Below are 24,742 nucleotides of genomic sequence, written 5' to 3'. Positions count from 1 at the left end.
AAAGGATGGGAGTCATGCGCATTTTACATACGGCCGACTGGCATTTCGGGCGGCAGCTCGAAGGCCGCGACCGCCGGGCGGAGCAGACGGCTTTTGTGGACGAGCTCTGCCGGATCGCGGAAGAGCGGGAAGTGGATTTGGTGCTGGTGGCAGGAGATGTGTACGATTCGGTAAACCCGCCAGCGTGGGCGGAGGAGCTTTTTTACGAGGTGCTGGAGCGCTTGTCCGCGGAAGGCCGCCGGGGGGTTATCGTGATCGCGGGCAACCACGACCAGCCTGAGCGGGTCCGGGCAGCATCGCCGCTTGCCGCGAAGCACGGAATCGTTTTGCTCGGCTTGCCGAAGGAAGCGCCTTTGATCGCACAGTCACCGTCCCCGGACCGGGTACAGGTCGTCCAGGGAGGCCCTTCCTGGCTGGAGCTGAAGGTGCCGGGCTGTGAGCATCATGCGGTGGTGCTCGCGTTGCCGTACCCTTCCGAGTCGCGGCTGAAGGAGCTGCTCAGCGAGAGCTTTACGCAGGAGCAGATGCAGCTCGCCTTTTCAGAGCGGATCGCTCGGTTGTTTGCCGATTTGTCCGTCCATTTTCGCGAGGACACTGTGAATCTGGTCACGAGCCACTTGTTTGTGATGGGGGGCATGGAGACGGATTCGGAGCGGCCGATTCAAATTGGCGGCGCTTTGACGGTGTCTCCGCAAGCTTTTCCGAAAAACGCCGACTACGTGGCGCTCGGCCACCTGCATCGCCTGCAAAAGCTCAGCGACAAGCCGCTCGTGCGCTACAGCGGCTCGCCGCTCTCGTACAGCTTTTCCGAGGCGGGGCAGAGCAAGGCGGTGGTGTTGGTCGAGGTGGAGCCTGGGCAGGACGTGCGGGAGGAAATCATTTATTTGACGAGCGGCCGTCCGTTGGCGCGCTGGAAGGCGACAGAAGGAATCGCCCAGGTCGAGCGCTGGCTTGCCGAAGGACGGGACGCAGGCTCCTGGATCGACCTGGAACTGCACGTGACAGACGTGATCGACCCGGCGGAGTTTCAGCGTGTACGGAAGCTCTCGGACGACTTTTTGAAAATCCAGCGCGTCGTCATTCGCGAAGAGCGCGACGAGGAAGAGGCGCAGCGGGTGGAATTGACGGAGCTGACATCGGATCAGTTGTTTCGGCGTTTTTATGAGCGCAAAAAGGGAGCGGCGCCGGATGAGCGGCTCGTTGCCTTGTTCCAGCGGCTGCTGGCGGAAACCGGGGGAGAGGGGGAAGAAGCGTGAGGCCGATTCGATTGAAGCTGGCAGGGATGCACAGCTATCGGGAAATGCAAGAGGTTGACTTCGAAATTTTGTGCCAGGCGGGACTGTTTGGCATTTTCGGACCGACGGGCAGCGGCAAATCGACGATACTGGATGCGATCACGCTGGCGCTGTACGGACAGGTCGTCCGGCTCGGCGGCGGGAACCATCCCAAGGAAGTGCTGAATCAACTGGAGCGGCGCGTCTTCGTCTCCTTTACGTTTGAGCTGGGCACAGGTAATGAGCGCAAGCGATATACGATTGAACGGGAATTTGGTCTGGATAAAAAAGGGAACAAACGCCAACCCGAGGTGCGACTGATTCAGTCCGGCGCGTTGAGCGGAGAGCCGGATGTCGTGCTGGAATCGAAGGCGACGGCAGCTACTGCGGCGGTCGAGGAACTGATTGGCCTGACTTTGCAAGATTTTACCCGCGCGGTTGTTTTGCCGCAGGGGCAGTTTTCCCGCTTTTTGACGCTCAAAGGCAGCGAGCGCAACGAGATGCTGCAGCGGATGTTCCGGCTGCACATCTACGGGGAAAAGCTGAGCGAGCGCGTGCGGCACGCTCTCGACCAGGCAAAGGAGCAGATGCACCGTCTGCAGCTCGAGACGGCGGCGTTGGGAGAAGCGGGGCCGGAAGCGCTGGAGCAGGCGCGACAGACTTTTGAGGAAGCAGCGCAAATGGAGCGGTCGTTCACGGAGCAAAAGCAGGAGCTGGCCGGAAAGCTCAAGGAACTGGAGCAGCTCGCCCAGTGGCAAGGGGAGCTTGCCCAAGTCCAGCAGCAGTTGCAGCAGCAGGCAGCGAAGGAGGCGGAAATCGCTCTGCTCACGGCAAACATCCGCGAGTGGGAGGCGAGCATTCGCCTGTGGCCGCTGGTGCAGCAGTACGAGCGGCTCGATCAGGAATGGAGCGTGACCGGGCAGGCGCTGGAGCAAAGCCGGGAACAGCAGGAGACAGCACGGCTTGCCCTGGAAGCGGCAGAAGCCGAGTACGCGCGGGCGCAGGCGGAGCTGGCGGCGCAGGAGCCGCAACTGATCCAGCAAAAAGGCAGGCTGGTTCAGGCCCAGGAATGGGAAGCAGAGCTGAAAGCGATTCGCGAAGAGCAGTCTGTGCTGGAGCGCGAATGGCAGGAAGTATCGCTTGGCCTGACGCAGACAGAGGTGCAGCTTGAGCGGGACGAAGCCGCTCTGCAAAAGTGGGAGCAGGAGTGGAACAAGCTTGCGGAAGAAAGCAGGCAGGCGATGGTGGCTCCGGAGTGGCGAGAGCGCGTCGCGCGGGCGCGGGAAGCGAAGCAGCAGTGGGAGCGGGAAGAAAAGAAGCTGCGCGAGCTGGAAGCGGAGCAGGCAACGGCCGTGTCTCGCCTGCAGGCGGCGACGGATAGAGCCAGTGTGGACACACGCGATTGGGAACAGTCCGCAAACCGGCTGGCCGAGCTCAAAGAACGGCTGGCAAAAGCGGTGGACAAACCGCTCATGAGCGACGAGGAATGGGAGCGGTCGCGCAATGTGCTGGCGGAAATGAAGCAGGTAGGCCGCCAATGGCGCGAAGGCTTGACGGCGATCGCGAGCTGGCAGGAAAAGTGGCAGCAGATCGAGCAGGAGCGGCAGCAAGCGGCGAAGCGTTACCAGGAGCTGGCTGAGACGGTTCAGGCGTGCGAAGCCGAGGCTCTTGCGCGGCTTGCCGAACGCGAAGGGCTGCGCCAGGAGTGGGAGCGCTGGCAGCAGGAAAACATGGCCCGCTACTTGCGCGAGCGGCTGGAAGAAGGCAAGGAATGCCCGGTGTGCGGCTCGCTGCATCATCCGCTGGACGGCCAGGGTCATCCGGCAGACGGCGAAGCAAAAGCGGCGGGTGACGACCTGCGCGCCCGGATCAAAGCGTCCGAAGAAGCCGTGAAGGCAGCCGAGCAAAAGACAGCGCAGGCGAAAGAAGCGTGGGTGACGGCCAGGGGGACACTGGCTGCTGCCGAAGAGAGAGCAGCCGCGGCGCAGGCCGAGTACAAAGAGCTGGAAGCGCGGCTGGCCGCCGTCAAGGCGGAGTGTCACGGACATGGGCAGCCTTGGCTGGTAGAGACGTTTGAAGAGCTGATTGCCGTCTACCAGCGCGAGGAAAAGGAGCTGGCGGCCAAGCACGCCGAGCGGGAGCAGGCCAGGGAAGAACGGGAGCGCCTGCAAAAGCAGTTGGAAGTGCTGCGCGAGGAAGAAGCCGAGAAGAAGCGGTTGATGGAAAAAAGCGGCCTGCTGCTCGAACATGCGCAAAAGGCACTGGATGAGAGCATTGCCCGCGTTGCCGTTGCTGTGGCAGCGGCGAAGCAGTCTGGCGAAGAGCTGGATGCGGTGCGCCAAGAGATGTTGATCGAGGAAATTGAACAGCGCTACGAGGAAATCGGCCGCCTGGACCGGAAGCTGGCAGAGCTAGAGCGCATGCGCGCCGAGCAGGAAGCTTTGCGCAGCCAGCTTATGACACAAGTAGAGGCTGCCAAATCGCGAAAAGCCGATTGGAAATCGCGTGAATCCGCTCTCGGGGAAAAGCTGGCCGACCGAAAACGGATGTGGGAGCAAAAGCATGCCCAGTGGCTGGAGCGGACCGGCGGCATTCCTGCGCAGGAGGGGCTGGCTCAGATAGAACAGACGCTAGACTCGCTGCGCCAGTCGCTGACAGAGGCCGAGGCGAAGCGCAAGGCAGCGGCAGAGGCGAGACAGGCAGCCCAAAACGATTTGGTCAAGCATTCGGAGACGCTGGCCGTTTTGACCAGACAGCGCACAGAGGCGCATGAGGCTTTGTATCAGGGGCTGCAGGAGACGGGCTTTGCCGCCTTGGAGCAAGTGCGTGAAAAGTACGCAGAGCGCGGCAAGCTGCCTCAGGCGAAGGAGCAGGTCGAGGCGTATGCGCGCGTTTTGGGACAGCTTCGCTACGAGGAAGACAGGCTGCTGCAAGCCATTGCAGGCCGTACGATCTCGCACGAGGAGCTTGTGAGCGCCAAAGAAGCGTGGGAGACGTGGGAGCAGTCTTTTGCGGAGGCGCAGAAGCAAGTCGCCGTCGCCAAAGAGCACGTCGAGCGCATGGAGAAAAACCATAGCAGGTGGCAGGAGCTGCATCAGCAAATCGTCGAGTTGCAAGACGAGCAGAGCCGCCTGGAAGAATTGAAAAAGCTGTTCGAAGCGAAGGCGTTCGTCCAGTTTATTGCAGAAGAAAAGCTCGTGTCCATCGCACGGGATGCATCCTATCACCTGAAGCGGATGACCGCAAATCGCTACGGTCTGGAAATCGGCGACGAGGGCGAATTCGTACTGCGCGATGAAGGCGCGGGCGGGATGCGCCGTCCGGTCAGCACCTTGTCCGGCGGCGAAACGTTTTTGACCTCGCTTGCGCTTGCGCTCGCCCTGTCGATGGAGATACAGATGCGCGGCGGCCGACTGGAGTTTTTCTTTTTGGACGAAGGCTTTGGAACGCTCGATCCGGAGCTTCTGGAGGTCGTCATGGACGCGCTGGAGCGGCTGCGGATGGACGATTTTACGATCGGCGTCATCAGTCACGTCCCGGAAATACGCGTGCGCATGCCGCGCCGCCTGGTCGTGACGCCGGCAGAGCCGATGGGCAAAGGCAGCACGCTGCAACTGGAGATGGAGTAGGGAAGGGGAAAAAACATGGCAGTCCAATTCATACTGGGACGGGCAGGCACGGGAAAAACGGAGGAGATTCATCAGCAGATTCAAAAGCGGCTGCGCGATACGCCGCTCGGCTCCCCGATGATTTTGCTCGTGCCGGAGCAGGCCAGCTTTCAGGAGGAATACGCCCTCGCCAACCTGCCCGGGCTGGGCGGCGTGATAGGGACCCAAGTGCTCAGCTTCGGCCGGCTGGCTCATCGGTTGCTGCAGGAGCTGGGCGATTTGACGACGGTGGTGGTCGACGATCTCGGGAAGCACATGGTACTGCGCATGCTTCTGGAGCGGCACAAGGAAGAGCTGCAAGTGTTTGGCCGTTCGGCCATGCAGCCGGGCTTCGCCTCTCAGCTTGGACGTTTGATAAGCGAGTGCAAGTCGTACGGCGTCTCTTTTGCCGATTCGGAAAACGTGGACTGGGGCGGAGCCAATCTCAATCAAAAAATCAGCGACCTGCGCCTGATTATGAACGCCTACGAAGGGTACATGGCAGAAGGGTACTGCGATGCTGACGATATTTTGAACCGGGTCGCTGTCATGGTGCGCGACTCGGCCTACATCAGACAGGCGGAAATTTTCATCGACGGCTTTACGGGCTTCACCAACCAGGAGCTGCGACTGATCGAACAGTTGATGCTGCACGCCAAACAGGTGACGATTGCGCTCACCCTGGACCCGGACGAGCGCGACGCGTCTGTCGACGAGCTTGGGTTGTTCCACCCGACTTTGCGCACGTACCAGGCGCTGTCGCTGATGGCGCGGGAATCGGGCGTTTCCGTTGCCAAGCCGCTGCTGTTGACCGAGACGCGCCGTTTTGCCGACAGCCCGTGGCTGCGTCAGCTCGAACAGGTTTATTTTCAATGGGGGGCGCCGCCCGCAGTCGGCGAGCCTCGTCGCAATGATGAGGTTGCCTTGCTCTCTGCCGTGAACAGGCGGGCTGAGGTAGAGGCCGTCGCGCTGAAAATTCTCGCCCTTGCCCGAGAGGAAGGCTACCGCTGGCGGGACATGGCAATTTTGCTGCGGGAAATTGGCACCTATGCCGATGAGATTTCCGCCGTTTTTACCGATTACGGCATTCCGCACTTCCTGGACCAGAAGCGGACCGTGATGAACCATCCGTTGGTGGAGCTGGTGCGCTCGGCGTTGGAGGTCATCGTCACCAGATGGCGGTATGACGCAGTATTTCGCTGTTTGAAGACAGACCTGCTTACGCCAGACCTCGCCCATGAGCGCACGTCCCGCCAGGAGATCGACCGCTTGGAAAACTACGTGCTGGCTCACGGCGTCTTCGGCTACCAGTGGGCGGAGGAATCGGCCTGGCGTTTTCGCGGGCCGTCCGGTGCCGCCGAGGATGCGGAAGCAGACGAGCTGAGGCGCAAATACGCGGCTCCCTTGCTCGCTTTTGAAAAAGAGATGAAGCAGGCGGCAGGCAAAAACGTGCGGGAAATGACGGTGGCGCTGTACAATCTGCTGATCGCCCTGGACGTGCCGGGCAAGCTGGAATATTGGCAACGCAAGGCAGAGCAGGAGGGCGACCTCGATGCGGCACAGGTGCACGGCCAGGTGTGGACGGGTCTGGTCGAGCTGATGGACCAGGTCGTGGAGGTCATGGGCGACGAGAGCATGGAGCTGGCTACGTTTGCCCGCGTGCTCGACAGCGGTCTGGAAACGATTGAGCTTGGGCTTGTCCCTCCGGCCTTGGATCAGGTGCTGGTCGGGGCGATGGAGCGCTCCCGTCAGCCTGATGTCAAAGCTTTGTTTATTCTCGGGGTGAACGAGGGCATCATTCCTCTGCGCCCGAAGGAAGAAGGCATTTTGGACGAGGCGGAGCGCGAGCGGCTGGCGGAGATGGGCCAGGTGCTCGCGCCAAGCGCCAAGCAGAAGCTGATGGCGGAGCCGTACCTTTTGTACCAGGCGCTGACGCGGCCGTCCGAGCGGCTGATGCTGAGCTGTGCCCTGGCCGATGAGGAAGGCAAGGCGCTGCTTCCTTCCTCGGTGTTTTCGCGCATCAAGGAGGTGCTGCCAGACATCTCGCACCAGATGTTTTACAACGAGCCGACGGGCGAGGCGGACACAGATGCCTTTTTGCTCGGACAGCCGAGAAGGGTGTTCCGCCACTTGCTGACCTTGTTGCGCGCGATGAAAAAGACAGGCGAGCTGCCGGTGTTCTGGTGGGAGGTGTACGACTGGTTCGTCCGTTCCTCCCCAGAAGCATTGCGGGAAAAATGGCTGCTGTCCGGCTTGCGCTACCGGAATCTCCCGGACGGGCTGGACAGGCAGACGAGCACGACCTTGTACGGCAAGCAACTGAAAATGAGCGTGTCGCGCCTGGAGCGCTTTCAGGCGTGCCCGTTCTCGCATTTTTCCTCGCACGGGCTGAGGCTGTCGGAGAGAACGATGTACAAGCTGGAGCGCTTCGATGTGGGCGAGCTGTTCCACGCCTCGCTCAAGCGCGCGGTCGAAAAAATGAACGAGGAACATCTGGAGTGGAGCAAGCTGACGGAAGACCACAGCATGCAACTGGCGAGCGAGGTAGTGTCCGAGCTGGTGCCGCAGACCAGAAGCAGCATTCTCACGCGAACAGCGCGCTATCGCTTTTTGGCGGGCAAGCTGATGCGGGCGGTTGGCCGGGCGATCTACGTGCTGGGCGAGCACGCCAAGCGCAGCCGCTTCGCTCCGGTTGGATTGGAAGTTTCTTTCGGACCAAACTCCGACTTGCCGGGCCTCGTGCTCACCCTCGACAACGGCGTGGAGCTGCAACTGATCGGCCGCATCGACCGGGTGGACCAGTCGCTGGACAGCGAGGTTCCGTATTTGCGCGTGATCGACTACAAGTCAAGCCCCAAGCAACTGTCGCTGTCAGACGTGTGGAACGGCTTGAATTTGCAACTGCTCGTCTACCTGGACGTCGTCGTGGCAAACGCGGAGGAATGGCTGGGCAAAAAAGCCGAGATGGGCGGCGTCTTTTACTATCAGGTGGCCGATCCGTTTGTGACGGCGAAGCGGCTGCTGACGTCCGACGAGGCAGCCAAGGAGCGGGCGAAGCGCCTGCGGATGAAAGGCTTGATGCTCGCCGATCCCGAGTTGGCGAAAATGATGGACGGGTATGTAGAGCAGGGGCCGTCCGAGCTGGTTCCGTTTGAACTGAAAAAGGACGGGACGCTTTCTTCGCGTTCCTCTGTCGCTACAGCCGAGCAGTTCCAGACGCTGACGACGTATGTGCGCGACACGGTGAAGCAAATCAGCACGCGCATGACCGAAGGGGAAATCCAGATCAAGCCGTATTCCAACGGGACGATGACTGCCTGCGATTACTGTTCGTACAAGCCTGTGTGCCAGTTCGACGGGGAGACAGGCGGCAACGAGCACAGACAGCTTTCCAAATGGAACAACAAACAAATCTGGAGCATGCTGGCCGAGCAGCAACTGGCAGGAGAGGGAGGTGCTACCGATGGCGGAGCAACAAGTGCAGGCCAAGCCTGAACAATGGACGGATGAACAATGGCAAGCGATTATTCAGCGCGGGGGCAACTTGCTGGTAGCGGCTGCGGCAGGCTCCGGGAAAACGTCGGTGCTCGTCGAGCGGATCATCCGGCGCATCATGGACGAGAGCGAGCCTGTCGGCGTCGACCAGCTTCTGGTCGTGACCTTTACGAATGCGGCGGCGGCAGAGATGCGGCACAGAATTGGCGATGCGCTGAGCAAAGCGCTGAAAGAAAACCCGTATTCTGCCCATTTGCGGCGGCAACTCGCCCTGCTCCAGCGAGCGACCATTACGACGCTGCACTCGTTTTGTCTGGGCCTTTTGCGCCAGTATTACTACCTGATCGACCTCGACCCGGAGTTTCGCATTGCCGACCAGATGGAGGGCGAGCTGCTGCGGCAGGACGTACTGGAGGAGCAACTGGAGGGCTGGTACGAAAGCGACCCGGACTTCCAGGCGTTGGCCGACATCATGCTGGACGGACAGGACGATCAGGCGCTGGCGACTTTGCTGTTGCGGCTGTACGAGTTTTCCCGCAGTCATCCGTCGCCTGAGCGCTGGCTTGCGGAAGCAGCCGACATGTTTGACATTCGCGCTGGGGCCGGTCTGGACGGGCTCGTCTGGGCGAAAAGCGTGCTGCGGTCTGTGGAGCTTTTGCTCGTCGGCATGGCTGGCAAGCTGCAGAGGGCGGCAGAGCTGGCAGCCTCCCCGGAAGGTCCGGCGGCTTATTTGCCGATGTTGGAAGCGGAAGCAGCGGCTTTGAGGCAGGCCGCTGCGGCTTGCAAGGAAGGTTGGGAGGCAGCGAGCCAGGCTATCCGTGGCGTTGCTTTTGCCAAGCTGCCGCCAGTCAAAGGAACCGATCCCGAGATCAAGGAGCAGGTTCAGGCGCTCAGAAACGGCGTGAAAAAGGAGCTGGCGGAGCAGATCGAGCAGTATTTTTCGATGACGGCCGAGCAATATGCCGCTGATTTGCAGCGACTGGCCCCGCACATGAAGACGCTGGCCCGGCTCGTTACCGAGTTTTCCGACGCGTTTCAGTTGGAAAAGCGGGCGCGCGGAATCGTCGACTTTGGCGATCTGGAGCATCTGGCCTTGCGCATTTTGACGGCAGCGGACGAAGCGGGCGAGGCGGTTCCTTCGCCGATATCGGAGCAGCTTCGCGAACAGTTCGCAGAAGTGCTGGTCGACGAGTATCAGGATATCAATCTGGTGCAGGAGACGATTTTGCGCATGGTTTCCCGCGACGGAACGAACGGTGCTTGCGCCAACCGCTTTATGGTCGGTGACGTGAAGCAGAGTATTTACCGTTTCCGTCTGGCGGAGCCGAAGCTGTTTCTGGAAAAGTACTTGACCTATCAAAAAGGCGCGGCAGGCGAGCAGGATGCGGACGATGACGCTCCGGGACGGCGGATCGACCTTGCCGCCAACTTCCGCAGCAGACGCGAGGTTGTGGATGCGGTCAACTTTTTGTTCAGGCAAATCATGTCGCCGGGCGTGGGCGAGATCGACTACGATCCGTCGGCCGAGCTGATTAACCGCGCCTCTTATCCCGAGGCAGAGCCGGGCAGGCTGCAGGCAGAGGTGCACCTGATTAACCGCAACGTTGAGCAAGAAGCGGGGCAGGAGGCGTCTGCAGAGGCAACGGAAGAGGCAGAGCTGGCGGGAATCCCCGAGGCGACGGGCGAATCGGGCGAGGAAGCGAGCGTCGCGCAACTGGAAGCGCGCCTGATTGCCAGCCGGATTCGCCGCTGGATGGAGCCGGGCGAGGGCGAGTCGCCGCTGCTCGTGTTCGATAAAAAGGCAGGGGGAATGCGCCCGCTCGCTTACCGGGATATCGTCATTTTGCTGCGGGCTACGTCCGGCTGGGGGCAGACGATGCAGGAGGAACTGCATGCGGCGGGAATCCCCGTGTACGCCGAGCAGACGGCAGGCTATTTTGCGGCGACAGAAGTAGAGACGATGCTCTCGCTGTTGCGGGTGATCGACAATCCGTTGCAGGACATTCCGCTCGCTGCGGTGCTGCGCTCGCCTATCGTCGGCTTGCGCGAGGAACAGCTTGCCCAAATTCGCATCCAGTATCCGATGGGCCCTTTTCATCTCGCTGTCATCCAGTACGTGAAGGAGCGCCCGCCGCAGGAGTCGTGGGAAAAACGGCTGCGCCAGTTTTTCGCGAAGCTGGAAGGGTGGCGGACGCATGCGCGCAGGGGAGCGCTGTCTGAGCTGCTTTCCGTGCTGTACCGCGAGACGGGCTATCTCGACTACGTCGCTGCCCTGGAAAACGGACAGCAGCGGCAGGCCAACCTGCGTGCCTTGTACGACCGGGCAAGACAGTATGAGGCAGGCTCTTATCGCGGGCTGTTCCGCTTCCTGCGCTTCGTCGACAGGCTGCAGGAGGCGGGCAATGACATGGGCGAAGCGCGCACGATCGGGGAAAACGAGGATGTCGTGCGGATCATGACGATCCACAAGAGCAAAGGCTTGGAGTTTCCCGTCGTTTTCGTCGCGGGCATGGGCAAGCAGTTCAACACGATGGATTTGAAAAGCCAGTTTTTGCTGCACAAGGACCTGGGCTTCGGGCCGATGGCCGTGGAGCCGTCCATTCAGTTGCGCTACCCGAGCATCGCGGCGCTGGGCATTCGGCAGCAGTTGCGCCGGGATATGCTGGCAGAGGAAATGCGCGTGCTGTACGTCGCCTTGACCCGTGCGCGCGAGAAGCTGATTCTCGTCGGTTCAGCCAAAGACTTGGCGAAGAGCGTCATGGACTGGGGCAGACAAGGTGATGGCGAGCGGCTCAGCGACGAGGATCTGATCCAGGCCAAAGGCTATTTTGACTGGGTAGGCCGCGCCTTGCTGCGACATCCGGCAGCAGGCGAACTGCGCGCGTATCCTGCGAAGCAAGGCGCAGGCGAAGAAGTGCGAGTCAGAACCGTTCCCGATGACTCCGTCTGGTCGTTTCATTTTCATCAGGCGGACGAGCTGAAGGCGCAGCAGGAGGCCATGAGCGATGACATGGCACTGTGGGAGCGCGCGACCAGGCGGGAGGAGATTGCAGAACGGCCAGGCGACGAAGCGCTGCGCAAGCTGGTAGAAGCGAGACTGGGCTGGACCGACCCGCACCCGGTTGCCTCGCGCGTGGCGGCCAAATGGAGCGTCAGCGAGCTGAAGCGGCATGCCAAGGTCAGCAAAAGCGGGCAGGCGCTCACACTGCCTTCGATTACGGAAAAGCCGAAGTTTTTGGCGGAACAAAAATCGCACCGCCTGACAGCAGCCGAGAAAGGCACGATCACGCACCTGGTCTTCCAGCATCTCGATTTGCAGCGTCCGCTGGATGAGGCCGACATACGCGAGCAGGTGGCAGAGCTTGCGGCGCGCCGCTTTTTGACAGAGGAGCAGGTGCAGGCGGTGGATGCCGGACAAATTGCCACGTTTTTTGCCGACCCTCTGGGGCAGCGGATGAAAAGGGCCAAGGCGGTTCACCGCGAGCTGCCGTTTACGCTGGTGCTGCCCGCGCATGAAGTGGAGCCGGAGCTGGGCGAAGCAACTTCGGAGCGGATTATCGTCCAGGGTGTGATTGACTGTTTGCTGGAGGAAGACGACAATCGGCTGGTCTTGATTGATTTCAAGACTGACTGGATGGCCAAGGAAGCCTCAGCCGAAGCAATCGAAGAGATGGAGCGCAGGTACAGCGGCCAGATCAGCTTGTACGTTCGGGCGATCAGGCAGATCATCAAGCCGTCTCAGGAAGTGGAGAGCTATCTGTATTTGCTTTCCGGCGGCTTCTCCATCCGGTTTACGTAAAGGCAGACAGGACTGCCGAGCATAAGAGCGCCGTTTTTGAAGCGAATCGAAAACGGCGCTCTTTGTCATGTGCGAAAACACGCTAACGCTCCCTCTGCAAAGTCGGGGGAATGGATGAAGTTGTGGGAGAGCGGGTGAAGTTCAGGACAACAGATAACAAAAGCGGCAAGCAGGCTGGATAATGGCGAACGTACGTGTTAATGTATAGAAAATATTGACATTTCAGTCTATGGGAGGATTCAGGGTGAAAAAGCTGTTGGCGTACAACTGGATGGTGCGGGATGAATGGTTTGCCTGGTGTGCAAAGCTGCCGGAAGAAGAACTGCTGAAAACGAGAGTGGGAGGCGCCGGGACGATTTTGTACACGCTGTTTCATATTGCAGATGTGGAGTACAGTTGGCTGCGGGGCGTACAGGGGAAGCCGGATGTGCAAGTGCCTTACGAGGAACACCAGTCGCTTGTGCAGGTAAAGGCGCTGGCGGCTCAATGGCGGGAAGAGCTGCGCGATTTTATCGAGGCTTGGACAGACGACTGGGAGCGGGAGCCTGTGCGCGTGGCATGGAGCGACAAGGAGTACGCCAAAGGGGAGATCATGCGGCATGTGATCGCGCACGAGATTCACCATATGGGGCAACTGTCGATCTGGGCCAGGGAGCTTGGCTATACGCCAGTCTCCGCTAATTTTATTGGCAGGAACTTGGTGTAAGGCAGCGAGTTTTGCGCGGACAGGGCGCATCACCCAGGACTGCTTCGTTGTAATTTTGCACCGGAATGCAGGCACGGCAAAAAGGAACCGCCACGCCAGAGTCAGTTTGTAACAAGGCAACGCGATTCGCGTCTTCGCTGGTGTGCACCAAAGCAACACATGCCCCTGCCAGTGCCAGTCCGCAACAAAGGCCACGCCGTCCACACCTTCGCGCGACTGCAACCATCCAACTTGATCCCCCATGCATAATTTTCCTCTTGCCTGCCCATACTCCGACTGTTTCGATTGAAGCTGCTGGAGTTGGAATGTCCGGGCGGGAGGTACGCACAATATGTCGTTAAAAGAACAGTTGTTGAGAAAAAAATCGGTTGCCAGCTTGATGGCACAGGTTGAGAGCAGGCAGCTCAAAAAAACGTTGGGCGCTTTTGATTTGACCATGCTTGGCATCGGCGCGATTGTCGGGACGGGCATCTTCGTTCTCACTGGAGTCGCTGCGGCCGAGCATGCGGGGCCTGCGCTGGTGCTGTCGTTTGTCCTGTCGGGGCTCGCTTGCGTATTTGCGGCGCTGTGCTATGCAGAGTTTGCTTCCACCGTCCCCGTGTCCGGAAGTGCGTACACATACAGCTACACCGCGTTTGGCGAACTGGTGGCGTGGATGATCGGCTGGGACCTGATCCTGGAGTACGGGGTGGCTTCCGCAGCGGTGGCGAGCGGCTGGTCGGGCTATGCGCAAGGCTTGCTTGCAGGCTTCGGCATTCATCTGCCTGTCGCTTTGACGAATGCGTTCGACGCTTCTAAAGGAACGATCATTGACTTGCCTGCTGTTGTCATCATTTTTGTTATTACGCTTCTGCTCATGAAAGGGACAAGGGAGTCGGCCCGCTTTAACACGCTGATGGTCATTATCAAGGTCGCGGTGATCCTTTTGTTTCTCATCGTCGGGATCGGTTATGTGAAGCTGGAAAACTGGAGTCCCTTCATGCCGTTTGGCTTTGCCGGGGTCGCGACGGGCGCTGCGACAGTCTTTTTTGCTTTTATCGGATTTGACGCGGTTTCCACGGCCGCAGAAGAAGTGCGCAATCCGCAGCGCGACATGCCGATTGGCATCATCACATCGCTGCTGGTGTGCACGCTGCTCTACATCGCCGTCTCCTTGACGCTGACCGGGATCGTTCCGTACGACATGCTCAATGTCAAAAATCCGGTTGCCTTTGCGCTCAACTACGTGAAACAAGATTGGGTAGCGGGATTCATTTCCCTCGGGGCCATCGTGGGCATCACCACTGTATTGCTCGTGATGATGTACGGACAGACGCGGCTGTTTTTCGCGATGAGCCGCGATGGTCTGTTGCCCGCCGTTTTTTCGCAGGTGCATCCGACCACGCAGGTGCCGCGAAAAAGTACGCTCATCGTCGGCATTTTGGTTGCGATCTTCAGCGGATTGCTGCCGTTGAACAAGCTGGCTGAGCTGACGAATATCGGGACGCTGTTTGCGTTTATTCTCGTCTCCATTGGCGTCGTCGTACTGCGCCGGACGAATCCGGAATTGCGCCGTGCGTTTCGCACGCCGTTCGTTCCACTCGTCCCGATTCTCGCCGTGCTTTTCTGCGGATACCTGGTCTACAGCTTGCCTGCTGTCACGAAGATCGGGTTTCTCGGCTGGCTGGCTGCAGGCGCTGTCGTCTACTTCCTGTACGGACGCAGGCACAGCCATTTGCGGGATGGCGAATACGGCAAATAGCAAAAAAACGAGGCATGTTCTCCTGGGGACATGTCTTTGTTTGCATCTGACAAAACCATCCAATTCATGGTAGAGTAAAAGGAACCAAACTGACGAGGAGAACAGGCCATGAAGCGAAAACGAGCAGACCGACCTGGGTGGAGACGCGTCAAGCGAATGGGCTATCAGGAAAAGTGGGTAGAGGCTTTGTCTTTTTCCGGGTACGCTGTCCGTTTGACCCTGGACGAAGTAACCGAGCCCGCCTACATGCCTGTTGGTGAAAAACTGTTGTGCGTAGGCGACAGAGGGTATGTGTACCTGCAATACTTTCCGGATCAGAAGCCTTATGCCGTCACGAAAATGATGGACGAGCTTGGCAACACCGTGCAGTGGTACATTGATATTTGCAAGGCGCATGGCAAAGATGAGAACGGCCATATCTGGTATGACGATCTCTACCTCGACATTGTGGTGCTGCCGCAGGGCGAGGTTTATTTGCTCGACCAGGACGAACTGGACGAAGCGCTGCAAAAAGGAGTCATCGACAGCGACGAGCACAGCTTCGCGACGGAGGTGGCCGATCAGCTCCTGCGGGATATTTTGGCAGGCAAGCGGGATACCTTTGACTTTCCAAATTTCTTTGCATAAAGTGGGTGCTTTGCATAAAATGAGGAAGAGTTTGGAATGAATCCACATGCAGGAGGGGAAGCGGGATGCAAAAAAAGAGGATGCCAGCCGATTTCCCCTGTTTTTTCAAGAACGAAGGCAACTGCTGCCCTCGTTCTTTTTTTGGTAGAGGGAACCAAAGATTTCGAAAACGTAAAAGACAACGATCGAGGAGGAGGCGCCATGAAGTATAAGCGGGTGTTGGTCAAATTGAGCGGCGGGGCTGTCGCGCAGGAGAACGGGTTTGGATTTGACCCGGGACAACTGGAGCATATCGCGGGGGAGATTCTTTCCTTGCTCGACATGGGCGTCGAGGTAGCGATTGTCATTGGCGGGGGAAACATTTTTCGCGGCAACATGGCGGACCAGTGGGGGATCGAGCGGGTTGAGGCAGACAACATCGGGACGCTGGCGACTGTCATCAACAGCCTGATGCTGCGAGGCGTGCTGAAGGCGCGCGTCAACCGGGAAGTCAGAGTGATGACAGCCGTGCCGATCAATGCCGTCGCGGAGCCGTACATTCGCCTGCGCGCCGTGCACCATCTGGAAAAGGGCTACGTCGTCATTTTCGCGGGCGGAAACGGGCAGCCGTATGTGACGACAGACTATCCGGCTGTGCAACGGGCGCTGGAGGTGGAGGCCGACGCTCTTTTGGTCGCGAAACACGGGGTAGATGGCGTCTACACGGCCGATCCGCGCAAGGACGCGACGGCGAGACAGTACGTGGAGGTTTCCTTTGACGAGGTGGTCAGAAAAGACTTGCGCGTCATGGACCAGTCCGCGATGATTTTGGCGCGGGACCACGGCTTGCCGCTGCATGTGTTCAACTTCGACCAGCCCGGAGCGATGGCGCAAATTTGCCGTGGGGAGCAGACAGGGACTTTTATCAGCCGGGAGCTGGAACCTGTCTTCAAATAAAAGCGGATGAGTTTGGCCCAACCGCTTACTGGGGCGCGGCGCAGAGCCGCTCTTCTTTTTGCCCGAAAGCGACAGCGGGTCACAGCCGCCGCCATTGCCAAATGCTGCAAAAGATTTGGCGTAACCCGCGTTCTCATCTACAATGGATGAGAACACATAGCAGGAATGTGAAGCAGATGTAAGGTGGTGTCACTGATGAGCAAAACGCTTGTGCTGGCGGAAAAGCCATCCGTCGGCCGCGATATCGCGAAAGTATTGCAGTGCCAGAAAAAAGGGAACGGCTTTCTGGAAGGAGATAAATACATTGTGACGTGGGCCTTGGGGCATCTCGTGACCTTGGCCGATCCGGAAGCTTACGGGCAGCAGTTCAGCTCGTGGCGAATCGAGGATTTGCCGATCATGCCGTCTCCGTTGAAGCTCGTCGTCATCCGCGAGAGCAATAAACAGTTTCAGACCGTGAAGCAGCAAATGCGGCGCAGCGACGTCAGCCAGATTGTGATTGCGACAGATGCCGGGCGCGAAGGCGAGCTGGTCGCCCGCTGGATCATCGAGATGGCGCATGTGCAAAAGCCGATCAAGCGACTGTGGATTTCGTCTGTCACCGACAAGGCGATTCGCGACGGCTTCCGCAACCTGAAGGACGGCAAGCAGTACGAAAACTTGTACGCTTCTGCGGCCGCCCGCGCCGAGGCGGACTGGCTCGTCGGAATCAATGCTACTCGCGCCTTGACGTGCAAGCACAACGCCCAGCTCTCGTGCGGGCGCGTCCAGACGCCGACGCTGGCCATCGTCGCGGCGAGAGAAGAAGAGATTCGCCGCTTTACGCCCAAGCCGTTTTTCGGCCTGCGCGCCGTGGCAGAGCAGTCGGTTTCGCTGCAATGGCAGGACCAGAAGACGAAGGACGTCAAAACGTTTTCCAAAGAGCGGGCGGACCAGCTTCTCGCTGCCTTGAAGCAGGAAAAAAGCGCAGAGGTCGTGGATGTGACCCGCACGCACAAAAAGACGTACGCCCCGCAACTTTACGATCTCACCGAGTTGCAGCGGGACGCGAACCGGATGTTTGGCTATTCGCCGAAAGAGACGCTGTCCATCATGCAAAGCCTCTACGAGCACCACAAGGCAGTGACGTATCCGCGGACCGATTCCCGCTACCTCTCGTCCGATATCGTCGAGACGTTGCCAGACAGGATCAAGGCTGTGCAGATGAAGCCGTATGCGCCGCTCGCGGCGAGAATTTTGCGGTCGCCGATCAAGGCGGCGAAGTCGTTTGTGGACGACAGCAAAGTTTCCGACCACCACGCCATCATCCCGACGGAGCAAGCGGTGTTTCTCGGAGATTTGAGCGACAAGGAGCGCAAAATTTTCGACCTGATCGTGAAGCGCTTCCTTGCTGTGCTCTTGCCTCCTTTTGAATACGAACAGACGACTATCCAGGCGAAAATCGGCGGCGAGCTGTTCCTGGCCAGAGGCAAGACCGTGCTGGCCCAAGGCTGGCGGGAAGCCTACGACCACGATGTCGAAGACGAGGAAGGACAGGACGGACTGGCGGAGCAGTGGCTGCCGAAGATCGAAAAAGGCGATCGTCTCGCTATCCAGAGCATCGCGCAAACGAAAGGCGAGACGAAGCCGCCGGAGCCGTTTACAGAGGCCAGCCTGTTGTCCGCGATGGAAAATCCGGCGAAATACATGGCAAACGAAAGCAAGGAGCTAATCAAAACGATCGGCGAGACAGGCGGACTCGGTACTGTGGCGACGCGCGCCGACATCATGGAAAAGCTGTTTAACAGCTTCCTTTTGGAGAAGCGCGGCAAACATATTTTCGTCACGGCAAAAGGCAAGCAGCTCCTGGAGCTTGTTCCCGACGAGATGCAATCACCGACGTTGACCGCCCAATGGGAGCAAAAGCTCGCCGCCATCGCCAAAGGAAGCCTGAACAAGCGCGCCTTTATCGAAGAGATGAAAGCGTACGCGCGAGAAGTCGTACAGGAGATCAAAAACAGCGACAAGACGTTCCGCCACGATAACCTGACGAGAAGCAAATGTCCGGAGTGCAGCAAGCTTTTGCTGGAGGTAAACGGAAAGCGCGGCAAGATGCTCGTCTGCCAGGACCGCGAATGCGGCTACCGCAAAAGCATTGCCAAGCAGACGAACGCCCGCTGCCCGAAATGCCACAAGCGGCTGGAAATGCGCGGCGAGGGCGAAGGGCAAATGTTCGTTTGCGCTTGCGGGCACAGGGAAAAGCTCTCGACGTTCAAGGAGCGCAGAGAGAAGGAAAAGGGCAGCAAAGTGTCCAAGAAGGAAGTCGCCAAGTATTTGAAATCGCAGGAGAAGGAGAGCGACGAAGGTATCAACTTCGCGCTGAAGGACGCGCTCTCCAAGTTCAAATTCGAGTAGGGAAGCACGTGCGCAGCAACTGACGAAAACCCTGGCCAGCCGTTTTGGCCGGGGGCTTTTCAGCTCCGAACCAGTCTGCGCCTAGGCTCGTGAAAGAAAAGAGGATGGACATGGGATTTTTCGGCAGCCGTAAAGAAGAAACAGACGCAAAAGCAACAGCAAGCGTCCTGTTGACTGTCCATGACAACGAACGAACCATCCGGCAGGAGACCGCCGCGATGGCTGCGTTTCTGAACACGCTCATCCAGCAAGCGATCCGGGAACAAAAAGAGGTTGTCTTTTTGTGCATCGGATCGGACCGCTCGATTGGCGATGCGCTGGGGCCATTGGTCGGCACGATGCTGGTGGAGGCGGGCGTCACCCACCGCGTTTACGGAACGCTGGAGGAGCCGGTTCATGCCTTCAATCTGGAGCCGACCTTGAAGGCGATCAAGCGGCAGTTTCGGCAGCCGCTCATCATTGGCATTGACGCCGGGCTGGGGGAGAAGGAGCAGGTTGGCGCGGTCATTTTGAAGGAAGGTCCGCTGCTTCCGGGGCGGGCTTTGCAAAAAATGCTGCCGCCTGTAGGGGACTATCGCATGGCAAACGAGCCTATCATGCCCGCCCCTCCATGTAAAGCCGCCCACGTAACCATCCGCCTGTTAAAAACCCATTTACACAAAAAAATTTACATTCCCAGAAATGGACTGCGAACGCTTAGTCATTCAAGAATCCCACCCGTACACCGCAAGCTGGAAGGCTTGCGGCTTTAGCCGTGGGAGTCTCAAACCGATCTGACTGGCACTTGTCGCAAAGCGGCGGACATGGATCTCGCCATTCGCATGATGTCGATGCAAAAGCCGCACCAGGCGCTGGCGATCACGGGAGCGATCTGTACCACGGCGGCCGCTTTTCTGCCTGACACCGTCCTCTCCGAGCTGATCGACATCAAGCGGGAGGTGCTGCGGCTCGCGCATCCCGGAGGCATCATCGAAACGAAGGCCGAATTTGTCGCGGGCCATATCAGCGCGATCAAAGTCGTGCGCACGGCGCGGATGATTTTGGAAGGGAATGTGTACACGAAAAGCCATTACGCGCTTGCTTCCCAGTCCCAGTTGGCGTAATGGGGGGAGAGCAGCCCGCGGAACGCCGCCGAAAGCCAGCGAAAGCCGCTGACGGATGCGCTCGTCGAGTGGCATCCCAGGTCCCGGCACTGCAGCAACAAAGAACGCTCCACTACCAAAAAACCTCCGCCAGCCAAAAACGCTCCGGTCGGACTGGGGATGAATCCCTGGTTCTGGCGGGAGCGTTTTTGGCTGTTGACGCGTGTTCACAAAATAAAAATTGCAAGTTAGGCGCAGGGGGCATATACTCACAGTAAGAAGTGAGTAATCACTCGCTTTTCGTGAAGTTCATCCGGCGACGTGCATCATGATCTGCACAAAGAGGGCAAACTGCCCGTTTTTTGGCCGTAAAAATAAAGTGATTACTCACTCATTACAGATGGGAGAGGTTCTGCATGAAACGTGTCTTGCGCGCTGTAAGTATCGGCAGCCTGATTCTCGCTCTGTCAGGCTGCGGCCTGCTCGGGGAAAAGCAGCAGCCACTGTCGGGGACAATCGAGGCGGATGAATGGCCGATCGTGGCCGAGGTAGGCGGGCTGGTGACGAAGGTGATCGCCGAGGAAGGTAGCGAGGTGAAAAAAGGCGAGGTGCTGGCGGAAATCGACCCGCGCAGCTACCAGATCAGCGTGGCGGAGGCCAAGGCCGCATGGGAGCAGGCGAGGGCCAGGCTGGAGGAAGCGAAGGCAGGCTCGCGCGACCAGACGATTCAGAAGGGAGTGGCCGCCGTTCAGCAGGCGAATGCCAGCATCCGTTTGGCGCAGGCGAGAAAAAGCCAGGCAGAGGCTGGAATTGCCCGGGCGCAGGAGCAACTGGCGCAGGCCGAATCGCAGCGCGCGGGAGCGGAGGAGACGCTGCGCTACCAGCAAAAGCGGCTGCAAGAGGCGACGGCCTTGTATGAAAAAGGGGCGATCTCGCAAAAAGATTTGGATACGCAAAAAGAGGCGGTCAGCCAGGCGACTACCCAGTTGAACCAGTGGACGGCACAGGTGGCGCAGGCCAAGGCGGCGTACCGTTTTGCCCAGGAGGACGCGGCTGCGGCGGCTGCCCAGGTCGGCACAGCAAAAGCCCAGCAGCAAGGAGCGCAAGCCGAGCTTGATCTGGTGCGGGCAGGCAGTACGGACTACGCCATCCGGGCACTGCTGGCAGCGGAGGAGCAGGCGCAGGCGAGGCTCGACCAGGCGATGCTGCAGCTTGAAAAGACGCGGATTGTCGCCGCAGAAGACGGCGTTTTGCTGCGCTCCTCCATCGAGCAGGGAGAGGTCGCCAAACCGGGGGCTACGTTGTTTACGATGATGAAGGCAGACCAGCTCAAGCTCGTGGTGTACATCCCGGAAGCGCAGTTGAATCGGGTGCAAAAAAGGCAGGAGGTCGGCATCAAGGTCGATGCGTACCCGGATGAGACGTTTACAGGCACGATCAGCCGCATCGCGGACAAAGCGGAGTTTACGCCGCGCAATGTGCAGACGCAAGACGAGCGGACCAAGCTTGTGTTTGCCGTCACGATTGACGTCGCTAAAGGCCAGGACAAACTCAAGCCGGGCATGCCTGCCGATGTGCTGCTGCCAGACGGGGAGGGAGGCCGATGAGCGCCGCCGCCATTACGTGCCAGCAACTGACCAAGCGCTTCGGAGAGCGGGTCGCCGTCAACAGCCTGACCTTGACGGTGCCAAAAGGCTCGATTTACGGCTTCCTCGGCCCGAACGGCTCGGGAAAATCGACGACGATTCGCATGCTGTGCGGGCTGATGACGCCGACGACGGGCAGCGGAACGGTGCTCGGCTATGACGTCATGACACAGAGCGAAGAGATCAAGCAACGCATCGGCTACATGTCGCAAAAGTTCAGCCTGTATGAAGATTTGACAGTGGAAGAAAACCTCGATTTTTACGCGGGCGTCTACCAGCTTGGCGCAGCAGAGCGGCGGAAAAGAAAGGCGGAGCTGATCGAAATGGCAGGGCTGACAGGCCGGGAGAAGCAGCTCGCAGGCTCGCTGTCCGGCGGCTGGAAGCAGCGTCTCGCCTTGTCCTGCGCTCTTTTGCACAAGCCGGAGCTGCTGATTCTCGACGAACCGACGGCCGGAGTCGACCCGGTGTCGCGGCGCATTTTCTGGGAAGTAATTCACGAGCTGGCTGAGCAAGGAATTACCGTGCTGGTGACGACGCACTACATGGATGAGGCCCAGACGTGCGACTGGATCGGGTTCATTTTTTTCGGCAACCTGCTTGCGGAAGGAACCCCGCAGGAATTGATCGAGCAGATGGGCGCGGACAATCTGGAGGACGTGTTCATCGAGCTGGTGCGGCGCGAAGAAGCGCGGCAGGTAGCGGAGGGGGGAGCGCGATGAGACGGTTTGTCTGGGGGCGCTACTGGTCCATCGTCAAAAAGGAAGTGATCCAGATCAAACGCGATCGGCCCAGCCTGGCGATTGCGCTGGTCATGCCGCTGATGCTTTTGTTTTTGTTCGGGTACGCAGTCAACACGGATGTGAACGACATCCGCATGGCGGTCTGGAACCAGAGTCCGTCAGCCGCAAGCCGGGAGCTGGTCGATCAGTTCGTGCACACGAAAATTTTTCAGGCGACGGCGAGTGTCGGCGGCTACCGGGAGCTGGAGGCGATGCTGGACGAGGGAACGGCAGATGTCGGGCTGGTGATCGGGCCGGACTACACGCGCCAAAAAGACCGCGGCGAGCCAGCGCATATTCAGCTTCTCGTCAACGGCTCCGATCCGAACATCGCGCGCACGGCTGTGTCCAACGCCCAACTGATCGTGCAGCACCAGGCGATCAGCTTGCAGGAAAAGAAGCTGGAAAAGCAGGGAATGGGCGAGCTGACGCTGCCGCTTGCGCTGGAGACGCGCGTGCTGTTCAATCCGAATATGGAGAGCATCGTCTTCAATATCCCTGGCCTGATCGGGCTGATTATGCAAAACGTCACGATGATTTTGACCGCCTTTTCGCTCGTCCGTGAAAAAGAACGGGGCACGATGGAGCAACTCGTCGTGACGCCGATTCGCCCGCTGGAGCTGATGCTTGGCAAAATTACGCCGTATGTCGGCGTCGGGCTGTTTTCGTTTTGCCTCGTGCTCTTCGTTGGGACTGCCTGGTTCGGGGTTCCGGTCAAAGGCAGCATCGGCCTGTTGGTCGCCTTGTCCGTCCTGTTTCTCGTGACCACGCTGCTGCTGGGAATTTTGATCTCGACCGTAGCGAAGACGCAGCTTCAGGCGATGCAGATGGCCTTCGCGCTCATCCTGCCCAGCGTGCTTTTGTCCGGGTTCATGTTCCCGCGCGATTCGATGCCGGTCGTGATACAATGGTTAGGCGGGCTTGTCCCGTTGACCTATTTTCTGGAAATTTTGCGGGGAATCTTTTTGAAAGGCGTAGGCGCCGAGGCACTCTGGAAAGAGATCGTCGGGATGGGCGCATTCAGCCTGGTCATTTTGGCCGTTGCCATCGGCAGATTCCGCAAAAAGATCGAATAGAGGAGCGTAAACGTCGTATGAACAAGCCGCCGTCGTTTGAAGAGGGCCTGTTGCAATATGTGGAAGAGCTGAAAGACGAGAGCGAGATGACGGAAAAGCAGCGCAATATTTTGCGGGCCTCCGTCAAGCTGTTCGCGGAAAAAGGCTTCCATGCCAGCTCTACCTCGGAAATCGCCAAAGAGGCGGGAGTGGCTGAAGGGACGATTTTCCGCCATTACAAATCGAAAAAAGACATTTTGCTCGCCGTCGTGGCACCCGTGCTGGTGAAATTCGCGGCGCCGTTCATCCTGAAGGACGTGCGCGAGATCTTCAAGGAGCAGGCGCAAAAGCCGTTTGGCGAAATCGTCACGGAGCTGTACCGGAATCGCCTGAACCTGGTCGTCGCCAACGAAAAGCACATTCGCATCTTGCTCCAGGAGGCGTTTTTCCACGACGAGATTCGGGAAGCGCTGATCGCGACTGTCTTTAAGGATGCCAAACTGATGGCGCAAAAGCTGATCGAAGCAAAAGTGGCTGAGGGCGAGCTGCGTCCGCTGCCGAGCCAGGCGGTCTTTCGCGTCGTGCTGTCTGCGATGATCGGCCTGGTGCTGTTTCGCCAGGTGCTGGACGAGGACGATTATGCAGCCTACAGCGATGAAGAGCAAATTGCTATGACCGTCGATATTTTGCTGAACGGGATTGGGAAATAAATGTTTATAGAGAAGCGAGCATTTTCTTTCGGAAGGGCCTGGTGAAAATCCGCGAAGGAATGGTATAACGCCAACCAACTTGCTGCTGTTTGCTGGTGGAGGAGAGAAAACCGTGTGTGAATAGGCCAACAAGCTTCCCTGCCCGGGGAAGCTTGTTGGCACTAAAGCGGAAAGCTGTTGTGATCTCGGTCGCCGTCCAAGTGGAGGAACCTCCGCAGCTGATACGGGACTTGTGGTGAATGCCGTTACTTTGGAAATTGTTGGATTACCAATTTTGATATTAATTATGTACAGGTCCGGCTGAATTAGTGGAGGTAAACTAACAAGCAAAAGGAACCGTTTTACTGGGACAACGGGAACCCACCATACATATCTACTGTCCAAATATTCTTATAATCTGGCCATTGTTTTAAACTCACTCTGAATAACCACTGATCTTTTGTTATAACAAGAATGTGGCGTTCATGCTCGCTTTTATGAATCGTTTGAAATGACTCCATCTCTTTCTCTAAATGGTGGGTGAGGAAATCATCGAGCACTTTTTTATAATCTTGCCGATTTGAATCATTTTGTATTTCGCTTAGTTTCTGTGAGTCGAACTCCTCACCAGAATTAAAATCGTGAATGAGATGGTACTGATCTACAAGTTTATCACGGTCCACGATGGAGGAAGAGGACAAAGAATGGATGTTATCTTTCGTTTCACATCCAATTAAACAGAGTAATATTAGACAAAGAGCCTGTAACTTCATCAATATCTCCTCATTTCTATTTTAGGACGTGTCTGAAAACTAAAGAAAATGTGGTATGATTTAGGAAAAACGAATGGAGCAACGAGCATGATTCAAAGA

At 58.4% G+C, this 24,742-nt stretch carries 16 protein-coding genes; 15 read left to right on the top strand and 1 reads right to left on the bottom strand.

Annotation, left to right across the window (positions count from 1 at the left end; genetic code table 11):
• The first annotated feature begins 14 nt into the window (after positions 1–14).
• The 15 genes from AC3WQH_RS09975 (at position 15) to AC3WQH_RS09905 (ending at position 23,891) form a co-directional block, all read left to right on the top strand.
• On the top strand, positions 15–1,256 hold the full coding sequence (locus AC3WQH_RS09975) for an exonuclease SbcCD subunit D (protein WP_197186751.1): 1,242 nt from the start codon (positions 15–17) through the stop codon (positions 1,254–1,256).
• Complete coding sequence (locus tag AC3WQH_RS09970; protein WP_492332011.1) at positions 1,253–4,903, top strand: AAA family ATPase; 3,651 nt, start codon at positions 1,253–1,255, stop codon at positions 4,901–4,903. Before AC3WQH_RS09975 ends, AC3WQH_RS09970 begins: the two co-directional genes overlap by 4 nt.
• 15 nt (positions 4,904–4,918) lie before the next feature.
• Positions 4,919–8,416, top strand: a complete 3,498-nt coding sequence (addB, locus tag AC3WQH_RS09965; RefSeq protein WP_429779516.1) for a helicase-exonuclease AddAB subunit AddB — start codon at positions 4,919–4,921, stop codon at positions 8,414–8,416.
• Entirely contained in the window at positions 8,385–12,215 is a 3,831-nt protein-coding gene (gene addA, locus AC3WQH_RS09960) for a helicase-exonuclease AddAB subunit AddA (RefSeq protein ID WP_492332010.1), read from the top strand. Before addB ends, addA begins: the two co-directional genes overlap by 32 nt.
• A 244-nt stretch (positions 12,216–12,459) precedes the next feature.
• Positions 12,460–12,921, top strand: a complete 462-nt coding sequence (locus tag AC3WQH_RS09955; RefSeq protein ID WP_492332009.1) for a DinB family protein — start codon at positions 12,460–12,462, stop codon at positions 12,919–12,921.
• Between the two features lie 331 nt (positions 12,922–13,252).
• Positions 13,253–14,662 (top strand): branched-chain amino acid transporter BcaP, encoded by a 1,410-nt coding sequence (gene bcaP, locus AC3WQH_RS09950; protein ID WP_026558002.1) that lies wholly within the window; start codon positions 13,253–13,255, stop codon positions 14,660–14,662.
• Positions 14,663–14,770: 108 nt separating this feature from the next.
• Positions 14,771–15,289 carry a ribonuclease FAU-1 family protein gene (locus AC3WQH_RS09945; RefSeq protein ID WP_007783978.1) on the top strand — a complete coding sequence of 173 codons (519 nt, stop codon included), beginning with the start codon at positions 14,771–14,773 and terminating at the stop codon, positions 15,287–15,289.
• Between the two features lie 201 nt (positions 15,290–15,490).
• Positions 15,491–16,225: a UMP kinase gene (gene pyrH, locus AC3WQH_RS09940; RefSeq protein ID WP_310669982.1), complete on the top strand. Its 735-nt coding sequence runs from the start codon at positions 15,491–15,493 to the stop codon at positions 16,223–16,225.
• 195 nt (positions 16,226–16,420) lie between these two features.
• Complete coding sequence (locus tag AC3WQH_RS09935; protein ID WP_290426230.1) at positions 16,421–18,619, top strand: DNA topoisomerase III; 2,199 nt, start codon at positions 16,421–16,423, stop codon at positions 18,617–18,619.
• A gap of 110 nt (positions 18,620–18,729) precedes the next feature.
• Positions 18,730–19,371, top strand: a complete 642-nt coding sequence (gene yyaC / locus AC3WQH_RS09930) for a spore protease YyaC (protein ID WP_492332008.1) — start codon at positions 18,730–18,732, stop codon at positions 19,369–19,371.
• Positions 19,372–19,392: 21 nt separating this feature from the next.
• Positions 19,393–19,722 carry a PrpF domain-containing protein gene (locus tag AC3WQH_RS09925; RefSeq protein ID WP_492332027.1) on the top strand — a complete coding sequence of 110 codons (330 nt, stop codon included), beginning with the start codon at positions 19,393–19,395 and terminating at the stop codon, positions 19,720–19,722.
• Positions 19,723–20,117: 395 nt separating this feature from the next.
• Positions 20,118–21,308, top strand: a complete 1,191-nt coding sequence (locus AC3WQH_RS09920) for an HlyD family secretion protein (RefSeq protein ID WP_327944549.1) — start codon at positions 20,118–20,120, stop codon at positions 21,306–21,308.
• Positions 21,305–22,066 carry an ABC transporter ATP-binding protein gene (locus AC3WQH_RS09915; protein WP_025848357.1) on the top strand — a complete coding sequence of 254 codons (762 nt, stop codon included), beginning with the start codon at positions 21,305–21,307 and terminating at the stop codon, positions 22,064–22,066. Before AC3WQH_RS09920 ends, AC3WQH_RS09915 begins: the two co-directional genes overlap by 4 nt.
• Complete coding sequence (locus AC3WQH_RS09910; protein ID WP_005836381.1) at positions 22,063–23,202, top strand: ABC transporter permease; 1,140 nt, start codon at positions 22,063–22,065, stop codon at positions 23,200–23,202. The genes AC3WQH_RS09915 and AC3WQH_RS09910 overlap by 4 nt, the downstream gene beginning before the upstream one ends.
• Before the next feature lie 17 nt (positions 23,203–23,219).
• The gene (locus AC3WQH_RS09905) at positions 23,220–23,891 is read left to right on the top strand and encodes a TetR/AcrR family transcriptional regulator (protein WP_005836380.1); all 672 of its coding nucleotides are present in this window, start codon (positions 23,220–23,222) and stop codon (positions 23,889–23,891) included.
• Between the two features lie 341 nt (positions 23,892–24,232).
• Here the strand turns inward: AC3WQH_RS09905 and AC3WQH_RS09900 are convergent, their stop codons facing one another.
• On the bottom strand, positions 24,233–24,643 hold the full coding sequence (locus AC3WQH_RS09900; RefSeq protein ID WP_005836378.1) for a hypothetical protein: 411 nt from the start codon (positions 24,641–24,643) through the stop codon (positions 24,233–24,235).
• Between the last annotated feature and the right edge of the window lie 99 nt (positions 24,644–24,742).

It is taken from the genome of Brevibacillus sp. FW301-21C12A (assembly GCF_058788915.1).
Note: the sequence above shows the minus strand (reverse complement) of the source record. Positions and strands in the feature narration are given on the sequence as shown.